This is a genomic window from Streptomyces iakyrus, assembly GCF_000717055.1.
Lineage (GTDB): Bacteria > Actinomycetota > Actinomycetes > Streptomycetales > Streptomycetaceae > Streptomyces > Streptomyces iakyrus.
On the sequence record NZ_JNXI01000001.1, the window covers coordinates 460,046 to 475,491 of the forward strand.

General features: G+C 71.9%; 12 protein-coding genes. 6 read left to right on the plus strand and 6 right to left on the minus strand.

From position 1 onward, the window contains the following. Window positions 1–18: 18 nt before the first annotated feature. On the minus strand, window positions 19–456 hold the full coding sequence (locus OO68_RS02085) for a protein-tyrosine phosphatase family protein (RefSeq protein WP_033306314.1): 438 nt from the start codon (window positions 454–456) through the stop codon (window positions 19–21). A gap of 226 nt (window positions 457–682) precedes the next feature. Between OO68_RS02085 and OO68_RS02090 the strand changes: the two genes are divergently transcribed. Genes OO68_RS02090 through OO68_RS02110 form a run of 5 tightly spaced genes read left to right on the plus strand, consistent with a single transcriptional unit; the run spans window position 683 to window position 7,190 of the window. Next, complete coding sequence (locus tag OO68_RS02090; RefSeq protein ID WP_033306315.1) at window positions 683–2,311, plus strand: ABC transporter substrate-binding protein; 1,629 nt, start codon at window positions 683–685, stop codon at window positions 2,309–2,311. 4 nt (window positions 2,312–2,315) lie between these two features. Further along, window positions 2,316–3,278: an ABC transporter permease gene (locus OO68_RS02095; RefSeq protein WP_033306316.1), complete on the plus strand. Its 963-nt coding sequence runs from the start codon at window positions 2,316–2,318 to the stop codon at window positions 3,276–3,278. Beyond that, window positions 3,275–5,245 carry a dipeptide/oligopeptide/nickel ABC transporter permease/ATP-binding protein gene (locus OO68_RS02100; RefSeq protein ID WP_033306317.1) on the plus strand — a complete coding sequence of 657 codons (1,971 nt, stop codon included), beginning with the start codon at window positions 3,275–3,277 and terminating at the stop codon, window positions 5,243–5,245. Before OO68_RS02095 ends, OO68_RS02100 begins: the two co-directional genes overlap by 4 nt. Continuing rightward, window positions 5,242–6,261: an oligopeptide/dipeptide ABC transporter ATP-binding protein gene (locus OO68_RS02105; protein ID WP_033306318.1), complete on the plus strand. Its 1,020-nt coding sequence runs from the start codon at window positions 5,242–5,244 to the stop codon at window positions 6,259–6,261. Before OO68_RS02100 ends, OO68_RS02105 begins: the two co-directional genes overlap by 4 nt. Continuing rightward, window positions 6,258–7,190 (plus strand): dihydrodipicolinate synthase family protein, encoded by a 933-nt coding sequence (locus tag OO68_RS02110; RefSeq protein WP_033306319.1) that lies wholly within the window; start codon window positions 6,258–6,260, stop codon window positions 7,188–7,190. The genes OO68_RS02105 and OO68_RS02110 overlap by 4 nt, the downstream gene beginning before the upstream one ends. 15 nt (window positions 7,191–7,205) lie before the next feature. On the opposite strand, the gene OO68_RS02115 is transcribed toward OO68_RS02110, so the two are convergent. The 5 genes from OO68_RS02115 to leuA form a co-directional block, all read right to left on the minus strand. Next, window positions 7,206–7,868: a response regulator gene (locus tag OO68_RS02115; RefSeq protein WP_033306320.1), complete on the minus strand. Its 663-nt coding sequence runs from the start codon at window positions 7,866–7,868 to the stop codon at window positions 7,206–7,208. Further along, a complete protein-coding gene (locus OO68_RS02120) occupies window positions 7,865–9,106 on the minus strand; it encodes a sensor histidine kinase (protein ID WP_051814291.1) in 1,242 nt (413 codons plus the stop codon). The genes OO68_RS02115 and OO68_RS02120 overlap by 4 nt, the downstream gene beginning before the upstream one ends. 50 nt (window positions 9,107–9,156) lie before the next feature. Continuing rightward, a complete protein-coding gene (locus OO68_RS02125) occupies window positions 9,157–11,250 on the minus strand; it encodes an MMPL family transporter (protein ID WP_033306322.1) in 2,094 nt (697 codons plus the stop codon). A 152-nt stretch (window positions 11,251–11,402) separates the two neighbouring features. Continuing rightward, window positions 11,403–12,101 (minus strand): tellurite resistance TerB family protein, encoded by a 699-nt coding sequence (locus tag OO68_RS02130; protein WP_033306323.1) that lies wholly within the window; start codon window positions 12,099–12,101, stop codon window positions 11,403–11,405. Between the two features lie 211 nt (window positions 12,102–12,312). Continuing rightward, a complete protein-coding gene (gene leuA, locus OO68_RS02135) occupies window positions 12,313–14,034 on the minus strand; it encodes a 2-isopropylmalate synthase (RefSeq protein ID WP_033306324.1) in 1,722 nt (573 codons plus the stop codon). Between the two features lie 334 nt (window positions 14,035–14,368). Between leuA and OO68_RS02140 the strand changes: the two genes are divergently transcribed. Beyond that, a complete protein-coding gene (locus OO68_RS02140) occupies window positions 14,369–15,430 on the plus strand; it encodes a M4 family metallopeptidase (protein ID WP_033306325.1) in 1,062 nt (353 codons plus the stop codon). Window positions 15,431–15,446: the final 16 nt, after the last annotated feature.

Below are 15,446 nucleotides of genomic sequence, written 5' to 3' on the forward strand. Positions count from 1 at the left end.
AGGAGACGCCCATCGGGCTCACCCCTCGCCGAATCCGCGTACGTACCGCCGCTGCCAGGGCGTCTCCACGGCATGCCGGTCGTAGTGCCGGCGGACGTACTCCACCGCTTTCTCCCCCGGCACCCCGTCCAGCACCGCCAGGCAGGCCAGGGCCGTGCCCGTGCGACCGCGTCCGCCGCCGCAGGCGATTTCCACCCGCTCCCCGGCGGCCCGCTCCCACACGCCGGCCAGCACCGCGCGGGCGGCCGCCCGGTCCGCCGGGAGGCGGAAGTCGGGCCAGCGGATCCAGGCGGACTCCCAGGGGACCCCGGGCGGGCGCCGGCCGAGCAGGTAGACACCGTAGGAGGGCAGGGGCGCGTCGGGGTGCAGGGGATGCCGCAGGCCCCGGCCCCGGACCAACCGGCCGGAGGGCAGTCGCAGGACACCGGCGTCGCTCTCGCTCCACAGCTCGCTCACGCCCTCATCATGCTCCGTGTGCGCCCGTCCGGTGGCGGACTTGCCCTGACGGGCGGTCAACTCACGTCGGGCGCGGTGCCGATGGTGCGCCCTGCGGCGGATACGCCATTCGTGTGCGATCCCTTGACCACCCCCACGGCCCCTCCTATGGTCGCGCTGACCGCAGGACGTAGGACGTCGTATCTCCCCTGCCGGTCCCCTGCCACCGGATCTCGCTGGAGGACCCGTGCGCGACGTGACCCCCGACGTGCCGGCGCCGCACCGCCGGTCGTTCCTGAAGTACACCGGCGCGCTGGGCGCGGCCGCCGCCGTCTCCGCGTCGCTGTCGGCCTGTTCGTCCGGTCCGGAGTCCACCAACGACACCGGCACCGGCGGTGGCCGGGACCGCACCCTCACCGCGGTGATCGGCTACGGCAACGACGGCAGCTGGGACCCCACCCAGACGGCGTCCGCGTTCTGTATGGCCGCCAACCACCACATCTACGAGGGGCTGCTGGACACGGACCCGATCTCCCGTGAGCCGTACGCGGCGCTGGCGACGGAGGTGCCGGGGAATCCGGACAGCACGTCCTGGAAGTTCACCCTGCGGGCGGGCGCGACGTTCCACGACGGGAAGCCCGTCACCGCCGACGACGTGGTCTTCGTCTTCGAGCGGATCCTCGACCCGGACACCCAGACCCTCGCCAAGGGCTTCTTCGCGAGCTGGCTGAAGGAGGTCCGCAAGATCGACGCGCGGAACGTCGAGCTGGTGCTGAAGTTCCCCTTCCCGGACGGTCTTTCACGGCTGACGCTCGCCAAGATCATGCCGAAGCACGTGTTCTCCCGGCCGGGAGGCTGGGAGGAGGCGATCAAGGGCAAGGCGATCGGCTCGGGGCCGTACCGGCAGACCGCGCACCACCCGAAGTCGAACACGACCTTCGAGGCGTTCGACGGCTACAACGGGCCGCGCAGGCCCGCTTTCCGGAAGATGAACTGGCTGACCATCGTGGACGCGGCCCCCCGCGTCGCGAAGATCTCGGGCTCCAGTGCCGGCGCGCAGATCGCGGACAACATCCCGTACGCCAACATCGGCCGGCTGGAGAGCGGCGGGATGACGGTCGCCGGCGGGGCCGGGATGAACAACCTGTTCCTGATGTTCAACACCGGGCACAAGCCCTTCGACGACCCGCGCGTGCGCCAGGCCCTGCACTACGCCATCGACACCGAGAAGATGGTCGAGGTCGCCCTCAAGGGCCACGGCAAGCCCTCCACCTCCTTCCTCGACGAGGCCAACCCGTCCTACCGCAGGGCCAGGACGGTCTACGACCACGACCCCGACAAGGCGAAGGCGCTGCTGAAGGCGGCCGGGGTCAAGGGTCTGAGCATCGAGATCCTGGCCGTGAACGTCAGCTGGATCGTCGACTGCCTGCCGACGATCAAGGCGTCCTGGGACGCGATCGGGGTGAGGACGGCCCTGTCCCCGCAGGAGACCACCGCCGTCTTCACCAAGATGGACCAGAAGCAGGACTACCAGGTCGTGGCCGCCGCTTCGAACCCCAACCAGTTCGGCATCGACGCGGACCTGATCATGCACTACAACTACGGGCCCGGGAACCTGTGGATGCAGTACACCCGCTGGGCCTCCGACCCCGTCGCCAGGCAGCTCTTCAAGGACATGGAGCGCGCCACCCGGGAGCCCGACCCGGCGAAGAAGAAGACGATGGTCCAGGACTACATCGACGTCGTCGCCGAACAGGCCGTGCTCTACCCGGTCGTCCACAACGAGCTCATGACCGCCTGGGACCCCGCGCGGCTCAGCGGCATAAGGGCACAGCCGTACCCGGGCATCAACCTCCTCCAGGCCAAGTGGGCCTGAGCGTATGACGGCCGTCCTGCGGATCCTGCTCCGCCGTGTCGCCCTGCTCGTGCCGCTGATGCTCGGCATCGTGCTGTTCGTGTTCCTGGTGATGCGGTTCTCGGACGTCGACCCGGCGTCCGCGTTCTTCCAGGGCGCCAACCCCACCCCGCAGCAGCTGCACGACTTCCGCGAGGAACACGGCCTGCTGGACCCGCTGCCGGTGCGCTACGCGGACTTCGTGGCCGACCTGCTCCACGGCGACCTGGGCACCAGTGCGCTGACCCGGGCGCCGGTGATCGACCAGGTCACCACCGCGCTGCCGCTCACCCTCCAACTCACCTTCCTGGGACTGGGCATCGCCGTCGTGCTGTCCCTCGTGGGCGGGGTGACCGCGGCGATCCACCGGGACCGGCTGCCCGACCAGATCATCCGGGTGGTGTCCCTGACCGGTGTCGCCGCGCCCGGCTTCTGGCTGGCGCTGCTGATGATCCAGTACCTCGCGGTCGACCTGGGCTGGTTCCCGACCGGCGGCTACATCAACCCGGCGGACTCCTTCACGGGCTGGCTGAAGACCATGACCCTTCCCGCCTTCGCGCTGTCGCTGCCGGTGGCGGCGCAGCTGACCCGGATCGTGCGGACGGCCGTGGTGGAGGAGCTGGACAAGGACTACGTGCGCACGGCGATCGGCAGCGGGCTGCCTCCCCGGGTGGTGGTGGGCCGGAACGTGCTGCGCAACGCGCTCATCAACCCGCTCACCGTGCTCGGCCTGCGCGTCGGCTATCTGCTGGGCGGCGCGGTCGTCATCGAGACGATCTTCTCGCTGCCCGGCATGGGCAAGCTGATGATCGACGCCGTGAAGAACGGCGACCCGGCCGTCGTCCAGGGCGTCGTGCTGACGACGGCGGCCGGGTTCGTCGTCGTGAACCTCGTCATCGACGTCCTGTACCTGCTGGTCAACCCGCGACTGAGGGACGCAACCCCATGATGACCCGCAAGAGTCTCACTGCGGCGCTGTCCCGGCCCGGCGTCCGGCTGCGCGGCCTGCGCAGGCTTCCGCTGCTGTCGAAGATCGCCGTCTGCTTCCTGGTGGTCGTCGCGCTGATGGCGCTGCTCGCCCCGTTGCTCGCCCCGCACGATCCGCTCGACCAGCAGCCGCCCGTCGACGGCACCGGGCATCCGTCCGCCGGGCACTGGATGGGCCAGGACAGCCTCGGCCGGGACATCCTCAGCCGGCTGATGTACGGGGCGCGCTGGTCGCTCGCGATCGGGCTCGGCGCGACCGGACTGGCCCTGGTGGCCGGAGCGCTGCTCGGGGCGGTCGCGGCGACCTCCCGCAAGGCGGTCGACGAGACGCTGATGCGCTGCCTGGACGTCGTCATGGCGTTCCCGGGCATCGCGCTGGCCGCCGTGCTGGTCGCGGTGTTCGGCGGCGGCATCACGGTGCTGATCTGCGCTATCGCGTTCCTGTTCACCCCGCCCGTGGCGCGGGTGGTCCGGGCGAACGTCCTCGACCAGTACGGCGAGGACTATGTGACGGCGGAACGGGTGATCGGCGCCCGGACCCCGCACATCGTGCTGCGGCACGTGGCGGTCAACTGCGCCGCGCCGGTGCTGGTGTTCTGCACGGTCCAGGTCGCCGAGGCGATCGTCTTCGAGGCGTCACTGTCCTTCATCGGGGCGGGCGTGCGGCCGCCCGACCCGTCCTGGGGCAGTGTCATCGCGGACGGCAAGAACATGGTGCTGACCGGCGGCTGGTGGGCGACGGTGTTCCCCGGGCTGCTGATGCTGGTCACGGTGCTGTCGCTGAACGTCCTGTCCGAAGGCGTGTCCGACGCGTGGGCGGCCCCGTCGGCCCGGCAGGTGGACGTACCGGAGGACGACGACCGGCTGGAGGCGCCGGAGCCCGGCAGCGGGGAGGTCGTGCGGCTGCCCGGTCTGGCGGAGGCCGCGCGGCGGTTGCGGGCCCGGGCCCGGCACATCCCCCGGGACGGTCAGCCGGTGCTCGCGGTGGAGAACCTCGCCATCGGCTTCGACGGGCGGCACGGCGGCGTCGACGTCGTGGACGGCGTCAGCTTCGAGGTGCACCCCGGCGAGGTGCTCGGGCTGGTCGGCGAGTCGGGCTGCGGCAAGTCGCTCACCGCACTGGCGGTCATGGGCCTCCAGCCGAAGGGGGCGCGCGTGCGGGGCCGGGTCCGTTTCCGCCAGCGGGACCTGCTCGCCGAGCCGATGCGGGTGCGCCGCGGGCTGCTCGGCCATGAGATGGCGATGATCTACCAGGACGCACTGTCGTCGCTGAACCCGGCGATGACGATCCGCGCGCAGCTCAAGCAGGTCGTGCGGCGCGGCGGCCGCCGCGTTCCCGCCGAGCTGCTGACGATGGTCGGCCTCGACCCCGAACGCACCCTGCGCAGCTACCCGCACGAGCTGTCCGGCGGGCAGCGTCAGCGCGTGCTGATCGCGATGGCCCTGTCCCGCGACCCGAACCTCATCGTCGCGGACGAGCCGACGACGGCCCTCGACGTGACCGTGCAGGCGCAGGTCATGGAGCTGCTGCTGCGGCTGCGCGAGGAGCTGGGCTTCGCGTTGATCCTGGTCTCGCACGACCTGGCGCTGGTCGCGGACGTCACCGACCGGGTGGTGGTGATGTACGGCGGGCAGATCGTGGAGACGGGCGTGACCGCCGACCTGGTCGAGTCCCCGGCGCATCACTACACGCGCGGGCTGCTCGGCAGCGTGCTGTCGCTGGAGTCGGCGCAGGAGCGGATGACGCAGATCAGGGGCGTCGTGCCGTCCCCGGCCGACTTCCCCGCGGGCTGCCGCTTCGCCGGCCGGTGCCCGCTCGCCACCGGGACCTGCCGTACGACACCCCCCGGCCTGCTGGGCACGCCGACGCACACGGCCGCCTGCCACCACCCCGCGATCGACCTGGTCACCCCGGAGGCCGTGACGTGAACGCCCTGGTGGAGCTCTCCGGCACGCACGTCGTCCACAAGGCCCGCAGCGGCGGCCTGTTCACCCGCGACCGCGTGTACGCCCTGACCGGTGCGGACCTGGCCATCTCCCCCGGCGAGACCGTCGGCGTGGTCGGCGAGTCCGGCTGCGGGAAGTCGACGCTGGCCAGGGTGCTGGTCGGGGTGGAGCGGCCGACGCGGGGGACGGTGTCCTTCCGGGGCAGGGACCTGTGGGCGATGCCGGCCACCGAGCGCCGCCGGGCCGTCGGCGGCAGCACCGGCATGGTCTTCCAGGACCCGTCGACGGCCCTGAACCGCCGCCTGACGGTCCGGCAGATCCTGCGGGACCCGCTGGACGTGCACGACCGGGGCACTCGCCCGCAACGCGACGAGCGCGTCCGGGAGTTGATGTCCCTGGTCGGCCTCCCCCGGGCCCTCGCCGACGCCCTGCCGGGACAGCTGTCGGGCGGGCAGCGCCAGCGCGTCGCGATCGCCCGGGCGCTGGCCCTGGACCCGGACCTGGTCGTGGCGGACGAGCCGACGAGCGCCCTGGACGTGTCGGTCCGGGCGCAGATCCTCAACCTCCTCCTCGACCTGAAGGAACGCCTGGGCCTGGCCCTGGTGTTCGTCTCCCACGACATCCAGACGGTACGGCGGATGAGCGACCGTGTGATCACCATGTACCTGGGCCGGATCGTGGAGGAGACCCCGGCCGCCCTGGTCAGCGATCGGGCCCGGCATCCTTACACCCGGGCCCTGTTCTCCGCCACGCCCGGCCTGCTCGACCCGGTCGAGCCGATCCCGCTGGCCGGCCCGGTCCCGTCGGCGACCCGTCCGCCGAGTGGCTGCCCGTTCCGCACCCGCTGCTGGAAGGCGGACGGGACGTGCGCGGAGCGAATGCCGGGTTTCTCCGCCGCGTCGGCGCCCGCGCACCGCTTCCGCTGCCACCATCCTGTCCGGGAGGACGAGTCGACCCGTGACCTCGTCCACCGGCGCGATCCGATGGAGGCCCCATGACGTTCACCCCGCTGACCGGTGTCATCCCGCCCGTGTGCACGCCCCTGACACCGGACGGTGAGGTGGACGTCCCCTCGCTGACCGGGCTCGTCGACCATCTGGTGGCCGGTGGCGTGCACGGACTGTTCGTGCTCGGCTCGACCTCGGAGGCCGCGTTCCTGCCGGACCGGCAGCGCCGCCTGGTCGTCGAGTCCGTGACGGGCCACGTGGGCGGGCAACTGCCGGTATTGGCCGGGGCGATCGACATGACGACGCCCCGGGTCCTGGACCATGTGGCGTCGGTGACGGCGGCGGGCGCGGACGCGGTCGTCGTCACCGCCCCGTTCTACACCCGCACCCACCCGGCGGAGATCGCCCGCCACTACCGCGCGGTCGCCGCGGCGAGCCCGGTCCCGGTGATCGCCTACGACCTTCCCGTCGCCGTCCACACGAAGCTGCCGGCCGAGGTGGTGCTGGAGCTGGCCGCCGAGGGTGTCGTGGCCGGGCTCAAGGACTCCAGCGGGGACCTCGCCGCGTTCCGCCAGGTCGTGACCGGCGTGCGGGAACGCCGGGGCATCACCGGCTTCAGCGTACTGACCGGCTCCGAGCTGATCGTCGACGCGGCCCTCGCGATCGGCGCGGACGGCACGGTGCCGGGCCTCGGCAACGTCGACCCGCACGGCTACGTCCGCCTGGACGGCCTGTGCCGCGCCGGGAACTGGGACGAGGCCCGTACCGAACAGGAGCGCCTGTGCGCCCTGTTCGGCATGGTGGGCGTCGGCGACCCGGCCCGGATGGGCCCCAACTCCTCGGCGATCGGCGCCTTCAAGGCGGCGCTGCACCTGCGCGGCGTGATCGCCTGCCCGGCGACGGCCCGGCCGCAGATCCCGCTGTCGCCGGAGGAGGTGGAGCAGGTGGGCAAGTACCTGGCGGCGGCGGGGCTGCTGTAGCGCCCCGCCCGCCGGTCAGACGCTGCCCGGTGTCACCATGCCCGACTCGTAGGCGATGATGACCAGTTGGGCCCGGTCCCGTGCCGCCAGCTTGCCCATGATGCGGCTGACGTGGGTCTTCGCGGTGAGCGGGCTCAGGCCCAGCGCGTCGGCGATCTCCGTGTTGTTGAGGCCGCGCGCGACCAGCGCGAGCACCTCCCGCTCCCGGCCGGACAGGCACTCGGGCCCTCCGGTCGCCGGCGCGGAGGGGCTGCGCAGGAACCGCTCGATCAGCCGCGCGGTGGGTCCGGGCGACAGCAGGGAGTCCCCGGCGGCGACCGTGCGGATGGCGTCGAGGAGTTCGGCCGGCCTGGTGTCCTTGACCAGGAACCCGGAGGCGCCGGCGCGCAGCGCGTCGACGACGTTCTCGTCGGTGTCGTACGTGGTGAGGACGAGCACCCGGACGCCGGCGAGATCCTCGTCGGCGGCGATGAGCCGGGTGGCCTCGATGCCGTCCAGGTCGGGCATGCGGATGTCCATCACGACGAGGTCGGCCCGTGCGCCACGGGCCAGTTCCACGGCCTGCCGGCCGGTGGCGGCCTGGCCGACGACCTCCATGTCCCGGGCCGACTCCACGAGCATCGCGAACGCCTCCCGTACCAGAGTCTGGTCGTCCGCGAGCAGCACTCGGATGGTCATCCGTTCCTCTCCCCCGTCGTGGTCAGCGGCAGGACCGCGGTCACCACGAATCCGCCCCCGGTGCGCGGTCCGGCGTCGAGTGTGCCACCGACGCTGCGGGCCCGCTCCCGCATCCCGACGAGTCCGAAGCCCGGGGTGCCGCCCGGGGCGGGTCCGGTGCCGTCGTCGCGGACCGACAGGTGCAGGGCGCCCTGCCGCTCGTCCAGTTCGACGCGGACGGCCGGTCCGGGCCCCGCGTGCCGGACCGCGTTCGTCAGGGCCTCCTGCACGATGCGGTAGGCGGCGGCGCCGACGGCGGGCGGCGCCTGCCGTATCCGTACGGTCTGCTCGACCCGGGCGCCGGCCAGCCGCGCGGCCCGGGCCAGGTCGGGCAGCCCGTCGAGGCCGGGCAGCGGGCCGCGGGCCTCCGGGGGGCCGTCCTCGCGCAGGACCTCCAGGGTCGTGCGGAGTTCACCGCGGGCGCTGCGGCAGGTCTCAGCGATGTCGTCGAGGGCCTTGGCCACCGTCTTCCGGTCGAGCCGCTCCGGGTCGGCGGACAGCACATGGGCGGCGACGGAGGTCTGCACGCCGATGAGGGTGATGGTGTGGGCGAGCAGGTCGTGCAGGTCCCGGGCGATCCGCAGCCGCTCCTCGGCGACCCGCCGCCGGGCCTCCTCCTCACGGGTGCGTTCGGCCCGTTCGGCGCGTTCCACGATCGAGGTGACATACCGACGGTAGAAGCGCACGTCGACGCCGAGGAACAGCACGGCGACGACCCAGCCGGACGCCTTCAGCAGCCCCAGCGCCTCGTGGGCGCTGATGGTGAGCATCACGCCCACCGACAGGGTGATGACGCCGATGCCGACCAGCACGGTGCGCAGCGCCCGGCCGGTGACGGCGACGGTGTAGAGGGCCACGTAGGCGGCCTGGGTGCCCGCGGTGTGCGCGTAGCCGAGGAAGTGGTAGGGGAAGACGCAGGCCACCACGGCGAGCAGGACGAGCACCGGGCGGCGGCGGCGCCACACCAGCGGCACGTGGGAGACGAGCAGCAGGGCCCAGCCGAGCGCGTCGGGCCGGTGCCCGTCGTCGACGAGCAGCGCGAGCGTGACGGCGAGCGCGGCCGCCAGAACGGCGAGCAGCGCGTCGTTGCGGAGGGCATGCGGGGCGGTCAAGGGGTCCCGGTTGATCGCGGCCATGTACCGCTCGGCGTACCGCGTCCAGGTCGTCGATGCTGTGGTGGGTGCCTGCACGGGCAACATCCTCGGCCAGAAGGGCGCCCCTCCGGGAGGGGAGGGGCGCCGTCGGTCGGTCAGGGGGCGTTCGCGGCCACGGGCTCGTGTTCCTCCGGCGGTGCCGTCCGCTCCGGAGCGCGGGAGAGCCTCCCGGGCCACCACATCCGCCGCTTGAGCAGCACGCTCGCCGTGGTCACCAGATACGTGCGCACCAGGAACGTGTCCAGCAGCACCCCCACCGCGATCACGAACCCGAGCTCGACCAGGCCGACCATCGGCAGCGTGGTCAGCACCGCGAACGTCGCCGCGAGCACCACTCCCGCCGAGGCGATGACCCCGCCGGTCGTCCGCAGCGCGGTGAGCGCCGCGGCCTCCGGCTCGGCCCCGCCCACGGACTCCTCCCGCATCCGGTGCATCAGGAAGATGCCGTAGTCGACACCGAGGGCGACCAGGAACACGAAGGACAGCAGCCCGAGCCCGGGATCGTTCCCGGCGAAGCCGAACACCGGGTCGAACACCAGCCCGCCGATGCCGAGAGCGGCGCCCCAGACCGCCACCACCGCCGCCAGCAGCAGCAGCGGCGCGACGAGGCTGCGCAACAGCCCGACCAGGATGACGAACACGGCCCCGAGCACCAGCGGCACGATCACCTTCCGGTCCCGCGACTCGCTCTCGGCCAGATCCATCTGCTGCGCGCTGGGGCCGCCGACGTACGCGCCCTCGGGATCGAGCCCGGCCCGCAGCGTCTCGATGGTGCGGGTCTCGGCCGGGGTCTCGGGGGCCGCGGTGGTGAAGACGGCGATCTCCGTCCAGCCCGCCCCGGTGCGTCCGGCCGCCACCTCGGCGACGCCCTCGGTCCTGCGGGCCCGGTCGGCCGCCGCCTCGGCCTGTTTCTCGGGCACGATCACCGTCACGGGCCGGCTGCTGCGCTCGGGATACTCCCGTGCCAGCGTCTGCATCGCGGTGATCGACTCAGGCCGGTCGGTGAAGGAGTCCTCCTGCTTGATACTCCCGGACAGATTCAGTGTGCCGAGCGCGAGCGCACCGAGCAGCGTGGCACCGCCCACGAGCACGGTGACGGGCCGCCGCGTCGCCGAGGTGCCCATCGCGGCGAACAGCGACCGCCGGGCCTTCGGCTCACTGCCGAACGCGGGGATCAGCGGCCAGAAGATCCGCCGTCCCAGCAGCACCAGGACGGCCGGCAGCAGGGTCGTCATGGCGACCAGCGCGGCGAGCACCCCGATCGTGCCGACCGGGCCCATGCCCCTGCTGCTGTTGAGGTCGGCGGCGAGCAGGCACAGCAGTCCGGCCGCGACCGTCCCCGAGGAGGCGAGGATCGCCGGCCCGCAGCCGCGCAGGGCGGTGCGCATGGCGTCGTACGGCCGCTCGTGACGCCGCAGTTCCTCGCGGTAGCGGGCGATGAGGAGCAGCGCGTAGTCGGTGCCGGCGCCGAGGACCAGCACGGTCATCACGCCGCCGCTCTGCCCGGTGACCGTGACGTCGAACAGTTCGTGCAGCCCGTACCCGGCGGCCATCGACACGGTGGCGGCGACCCCCGCCACGGCGAGCGGCACCAGCCACAGGAAGGGGCTGCGGTAGATGAGGATGAGCAGCACGGTGACGACGGCGAGCGTGGCGAGCAGCAGCGTGGCGTCGAGCGTCCCGAACACCTTGTCCATATCGGTGTTGAGCGCGCCGGGCCCGCCGACCTCGACGCTCAGCCCGCCGTCGCCGTCGGCGATGTCCCGCACCTCGTCGACGAAGGCCTCCCGGGCCTTGTCGTCCTGGCCGGGCTGGGTGCTGGTGACCGGGTACATCAGGGTGGAGCCGTCCTTCGAGGGGATGCCCCGCGGCTCCCCCGTCAGATCGTAGGCGCCGCTGACCTCGGCGATCTGCTCGGCGGCGGTGCGCCGGTCGGCGTCGGTCAGCCCGCCGTCCCGGTGGTAGACGAGCACCAGGTCGGTCGACTCCCCGCCGGGCAACCGGTCCTGGATCCGCGCCACCTGGGTCGAGTCGGCGCTGTCGGGCAGGTAGTCGACCGCACGGTTCTGCTGGACGTCGGCGAACTTCCCGGCGAGCGGCCCGACCAGCACGAGCGCGGCGAGCCACAGCCCGACCACCACCCAGGGCACGGCCCGCTTCCGCCCGGTGCGTGTCCTTACGGCCGCCATGTGTACGGCTCCCTCCGGTCGGGTGTCTGGGATCGGTCTCCAGACTCCCGCCGCGTGAGGGCCGTTCCGTCGGGCGTGAGGTCGATTCGGGGGTTACTGCGGAGGGCGGCTTCCGCCGCGCTCTACTCCCCGGGGAGTAACGCGGGGGTGCGCTACGAGGGCGTGCGGGCCGCCGCTGCCAGCAGTCGGGTGATGTCGTCGGAGCAGATCGTGAGCGCCCCTCCCACGGTCGCCAGCACATCGCGCTCGGCCGGGGTGTAGGGCCCGTCCGCCAGGGCGATGCGGGCGCCCTGGAGCAGGATCGATTCGCGGCCGACGCCGGCGAGGTGCGGGGCGAGCGGGTCCAGCGCCTCGTGCAGCTCTATGGCCAGCCCGGCACCGCAGGGTTCACCGGTGATCCGGCCGGTGTCCGCCTCCAGCGCCTCGACGAGCGCGGCCAGCTGCTCCTCCGTGCAGTCGTCGAAGCCGGCCGCGCGCACGGCGAGCACGGCGGCCTCCAGTGCCGTACGGGATCCGGCGCCGCCCGCGGCCAGCACGGCGAGGGCGACGGTGTGCACGGCGTCGCGGAGCATCGCGGAGAAGCGGACGGTGGTCGGATGGTCGAGGACGTCGGTGCCGAAGTGGCGGCGGCAGGCCGCGCACTCCACGACCGGGCCGGTCACGCCGCGCGGCAGCACGGGCAGGCCGAGCAGGGTGAAGCGGCGCTGTCCGGTCAGCCGCTGGTAGTTGCGGTCGCCGCCGCAGCCGGGGCAGAAGAACTCGCCGTCACCGGCGGCCGTCCACGCGGTGCGGGTGCCCAGGATGCGAGAAAGCCTGGCGGCATGACCGTTTCGTCCCCGTCCTGGCAGCACGTCGCACCTCCGTCACGCCGCACGGCAACGCCGCCGTGCTTGCGTGATGTTAGCCACATCCAGGACGAGGAGTCAGCACCCCGGAGGAGGCCTTTCCGTGACCTCCACAGACAATGGCCGGTATACGACGGGGCTCCACCCGCCGGACATCGGCGGACGGAGCCCCTGCGGCAGTCGCGTACGGGTGCGCGCCGCGGACCCGTACGGCTGGTCAGCGAGCCGCGCGGTTGACGGCCGAGACGACCGCCTTCAGCGAGGCCCGCGTCGTGTTCGCGTCGATCCCGATGCCCCACAGGACCTTGTCGCCGATGGCGCACTCGATGTAGGAGGCGGCCTGCGCGGAGGCGCCCTCGCTCATCGTGTGCTCCTGGTAGTCCAGCAGGCGCACGTCGATGCCGACGGACTGCAGGGCGTCGAAGAAGGCCGAGATCGGACCGTTGCCGGAACCGGTCAGGACGGTGTCCTGGCCGTCGACCGTGGCCTCCACCTTCAGCGTGTCCACGCCGTCGGTGTCGGTCGTCGACTGGTTGTTCTTGACCTGGATCCGCCCCCACGGGTTCTCGGGGTTGGGCAGGTACTCGTCCCGGAAGACCGACCAGATGTCCTTCGGCGTGACCTCGCCGCCCTCGGCGTCCGTCTTGGCCTGGATGAGCTTGGAGAACTCGATCTGCATCCGGCGCGGCAGTTCCAGCTTGTGGTCGTTCTTCAGGACGTAGGCGATACCGCCCTTGCCCGACTGCGAGTTGACCCGGATGACCGCCTCGTAGGAGCGGCCGACGTCCTTGGGGTCGATGGGCAGGTAGGGGACGGCCCATTCGATGTCGTCGACGGTGACGCCCTGGGCGGCCGCGTCGGCCTCCATGGCGTCGAAGCCCTTCTTGATGGCGTCCTGGTGGGAGCCGGAGAAGGACGTGTAGACCAGGTCGCCCACGTACGGGTGGCGCGGGTGGACGTCCATCTGGTTGCAGTACTCCCACGTGCGACGGATCTCGTCGATGTCGGAGAAGTCGATCTGCGGGTCGACGCCCTGCGAGAAGAGGTTCATGCCCAGGGTGACCAGGTCGACGTTGCCGGTGCGCTCGCCCTGCCCGAACAGGCAGCCCTCGACGCGGTCGGCGCCGGCCATCAGGGCCAGCTCGGCGGCGGCGACGGCGGTGCCGCGGTCGTTGTGCGGGTGGATCGACAGGCAGACGTGCTCGCGGCGGGAGAGGTTGCGGCCCATCCACTCGAAGCGGTCGGCGTGCGTGGAGGGCGTGGAGCGCTCGACGGTCGCCGGCAGGTTCAGGATGATCTCGCGGCCCGGGCCGGGCTGCCAGACGTCCATGACCGCCTCGCAGACCTCCAGCGCGAAGTCCAGCTCGGTGTCGGTGAAGATCTCGGGGCTGTACTGGTAGCCGAACTCGGTCTCCGGGCCCAGCAGCTTCTCCGCGTACTCCATGACCAGGCGGGTGCCGTCGACGGCGATCTGCTTGATGTCGTCCCGGGAGCCGCGGAAGACGACCCGGCGGAAGACGGGGGCGGTGGCGTTGTACAGGTGGACGGTGGCGCGCTTGGCGCCCTTCAGCGACTCCACCGTGCGCTCGATCAGGTCCTCGCGGGCCTGGGTCAGTACGGAGATGGTGACGTCGTCGGGGATGGCCCCGGGCTCCTCGATGATGGAGCGCACGAAGTCGAAGTCGGTCTGGCCGGAGGCCGGGAAGCCGACCTCGATCTCCTTGTAGCCCATCTTGACCAGCAGGTCGAACATGGCGCGCTTGCGGGCCGGTGACATGGGGTCGATCAGGGCCTGGTTGCCGTCGCGCAGGTCGGTGGAGAGCCAGCGGGGGGCGGTGGTGATGCGCTGCTCCGGCCAGGTGCGGTCCGGGATGTCGACCTGCTCGTAGCGGCCGTACTTGTGGATCGGCATGGAACTGGGCTGCTGGCGGTTCGCCATGATGCGGGGGCTCCTCAGGGGGTGTCCGGAAGGACGGCCGACGACGCAGCACCAAGCTCCGCGGGGAGGGAGTCGGCCTCGACTACAGGCCCTCGCCGCGGCAGCTAAGGAGAAGCAGCCCGAAACGCATGATGCGCAGCATGCTAGCCGAGCCTCTCTCCGGCGCGTTGGGTCGTATCAGTATGCGGGACCGGACGCACATATGGGACAAAAAGTGCGCTATGCCACTTCGTCATACCACCCGCCACGGAGCGTGAGGGCCGTTGTCCCGGTATTTCACCAATCATGGTGGCCACTAGTGACAGTTTCGTCACGCAGTGCAAGGGTGCCGGGCATGACGATCCACGGGGGCTTCGAGCCCGTCTTCTGCACCATCGTTCCGCCTCATGTCCTCGACAAGCTCGCCCAGGCCGAGGATCCCGCGCTGGCCGGTCCGGCCCGCCGCACCCTCCAGCGCGACGCCTTCGAGCGCACCCAGCGCCGCCTCACCACGGTCATCGGCGCGAGCGCCGTCGCGGCGGTCGCCGACGGCAAACCCCAGCGCACGATCCACGACGCCCGGCACGGCACCGACCTGCCCGGCCACAAGGTCCGCGGCGAGGGTGACAAGCCCGGCAAGGACGCCACCGTCAACCGCGCCTACGCCGGTCTCGGCGCCACCTTCGAGCTGTTCCTCCAGGCCTACCGGCGCGACTCGATCGACGGCGACGGCCTTCCGCTCAACGCGACGGTGCACTACGACCGCGACTACAACAACGCGTTCTGGAACGGCGAGCAGATGGTCTTCGGCGACGGGGACGGCGAGATCTTCCTCGACTTCACCATCCCGATCGACGTCATCGGCCACGAACTCGCCCACGGCGTCACGCAGTACACGGCCAACCTCACCTACTTCGGCCAGCCCGGCGCGCTCAACGAGTCCCTGTCGGACGTCTTCGGCGCCCTGATCAAGCAGTACACGCTCGGCCAGACCGCCGCCGAGGCCGACTGGCTGATCGGCGCGGGCCTGCTCGCCCCGCGGGTGACGGGCACGGCGCTGCGCTCCATGAAGGCACCGGGCACGGCGTACGACGACGACGTCCTCGGCAAGGACCCGCAGCCCGCGACGATGGACGACTTCGTGCGCACCGGCCGCGACAACGGCGGTGTCCACATCAACTCGGGCATCCCGAACCACGCCTTCTACCTCGCGGCCACGGCCCTCGGCGGGCACGCCTGGGAGCGGGCCGGGCAGGTCTGGTACGACGTGCTGACCGGCGGCGAGCTGCGGCAGGACGCGATGTTCGTCGACTTCGCCACCCTCACCGTCAAGGCCGCCCGGGAGCGCTTCGGTGACGGGGAGGAGCTGGACGCCGTGTCGAAGGGCTGGGAGCAGGTCGGGGTGCGGACCCTGTAGTTCCGTACTAGACAGG

Excerpts from the sequence above, each read along its gene's own strand:
- OO68_RS02125 (WP_033306322.1), bottom strand. The coding sequence starts at position 11,250 with ATGGCGGCCGTAAGGACACGCACCGGGCGGAAGCGGGCCGTGCCCTGG.
- OO68_RS02110 (WP_033306319.1), top strand. The coding sequence starts at position 6,258 with ATGACGTTCACCCCGCTGACCGGTGTCATCCCGCCCGTGTGCACGCCC.
- OO68_RS02115 (WP_033306320.1), bottom strand. The coding sequence starts at position 7,868 with ATGACCATCCGAGTGCTGCTCGCGGACGACCAGACTCTGGTACGGGAG.
- leuA (WP_033306324.1), bottom strand. The coding sequence starts at position 14,034 with ATGGCGAACCGCCAGCAGCCCAGTTCCATGCCGATCCACAAGTACGGC.
- OO68_RS02140 (WP_033306325.1), top strand. The coding sequence starts at position 14,369 with ATGACGATCCACGGGGGCTTCGAGCCCGTCTTCTGCACCATCGTTCCG.
- OO68_RS02120 (WP_051814291.1), bottom strand. The coding sequence starts at position 9,106 with ATGTTGCCCGTGCAGGCACCCACCACAGCATCGACGACCTGGACGCGG.
- OO68_RS02095 (WP_033306316.1), top strand. The coding sequence starts at position 2,316 with ATGACGGCCGTCCTGCGGATCCTGCTCCGCCGTGTCGCCCTGCTCGTG.
- OO68_RS02100 (WP_033306317.1), top strand. The coding sequence starts at position 3,275 with ATGATGACCCGCAAGAGTCTCACTGCGGCGCTGTCCCGGCCCGGCGTC.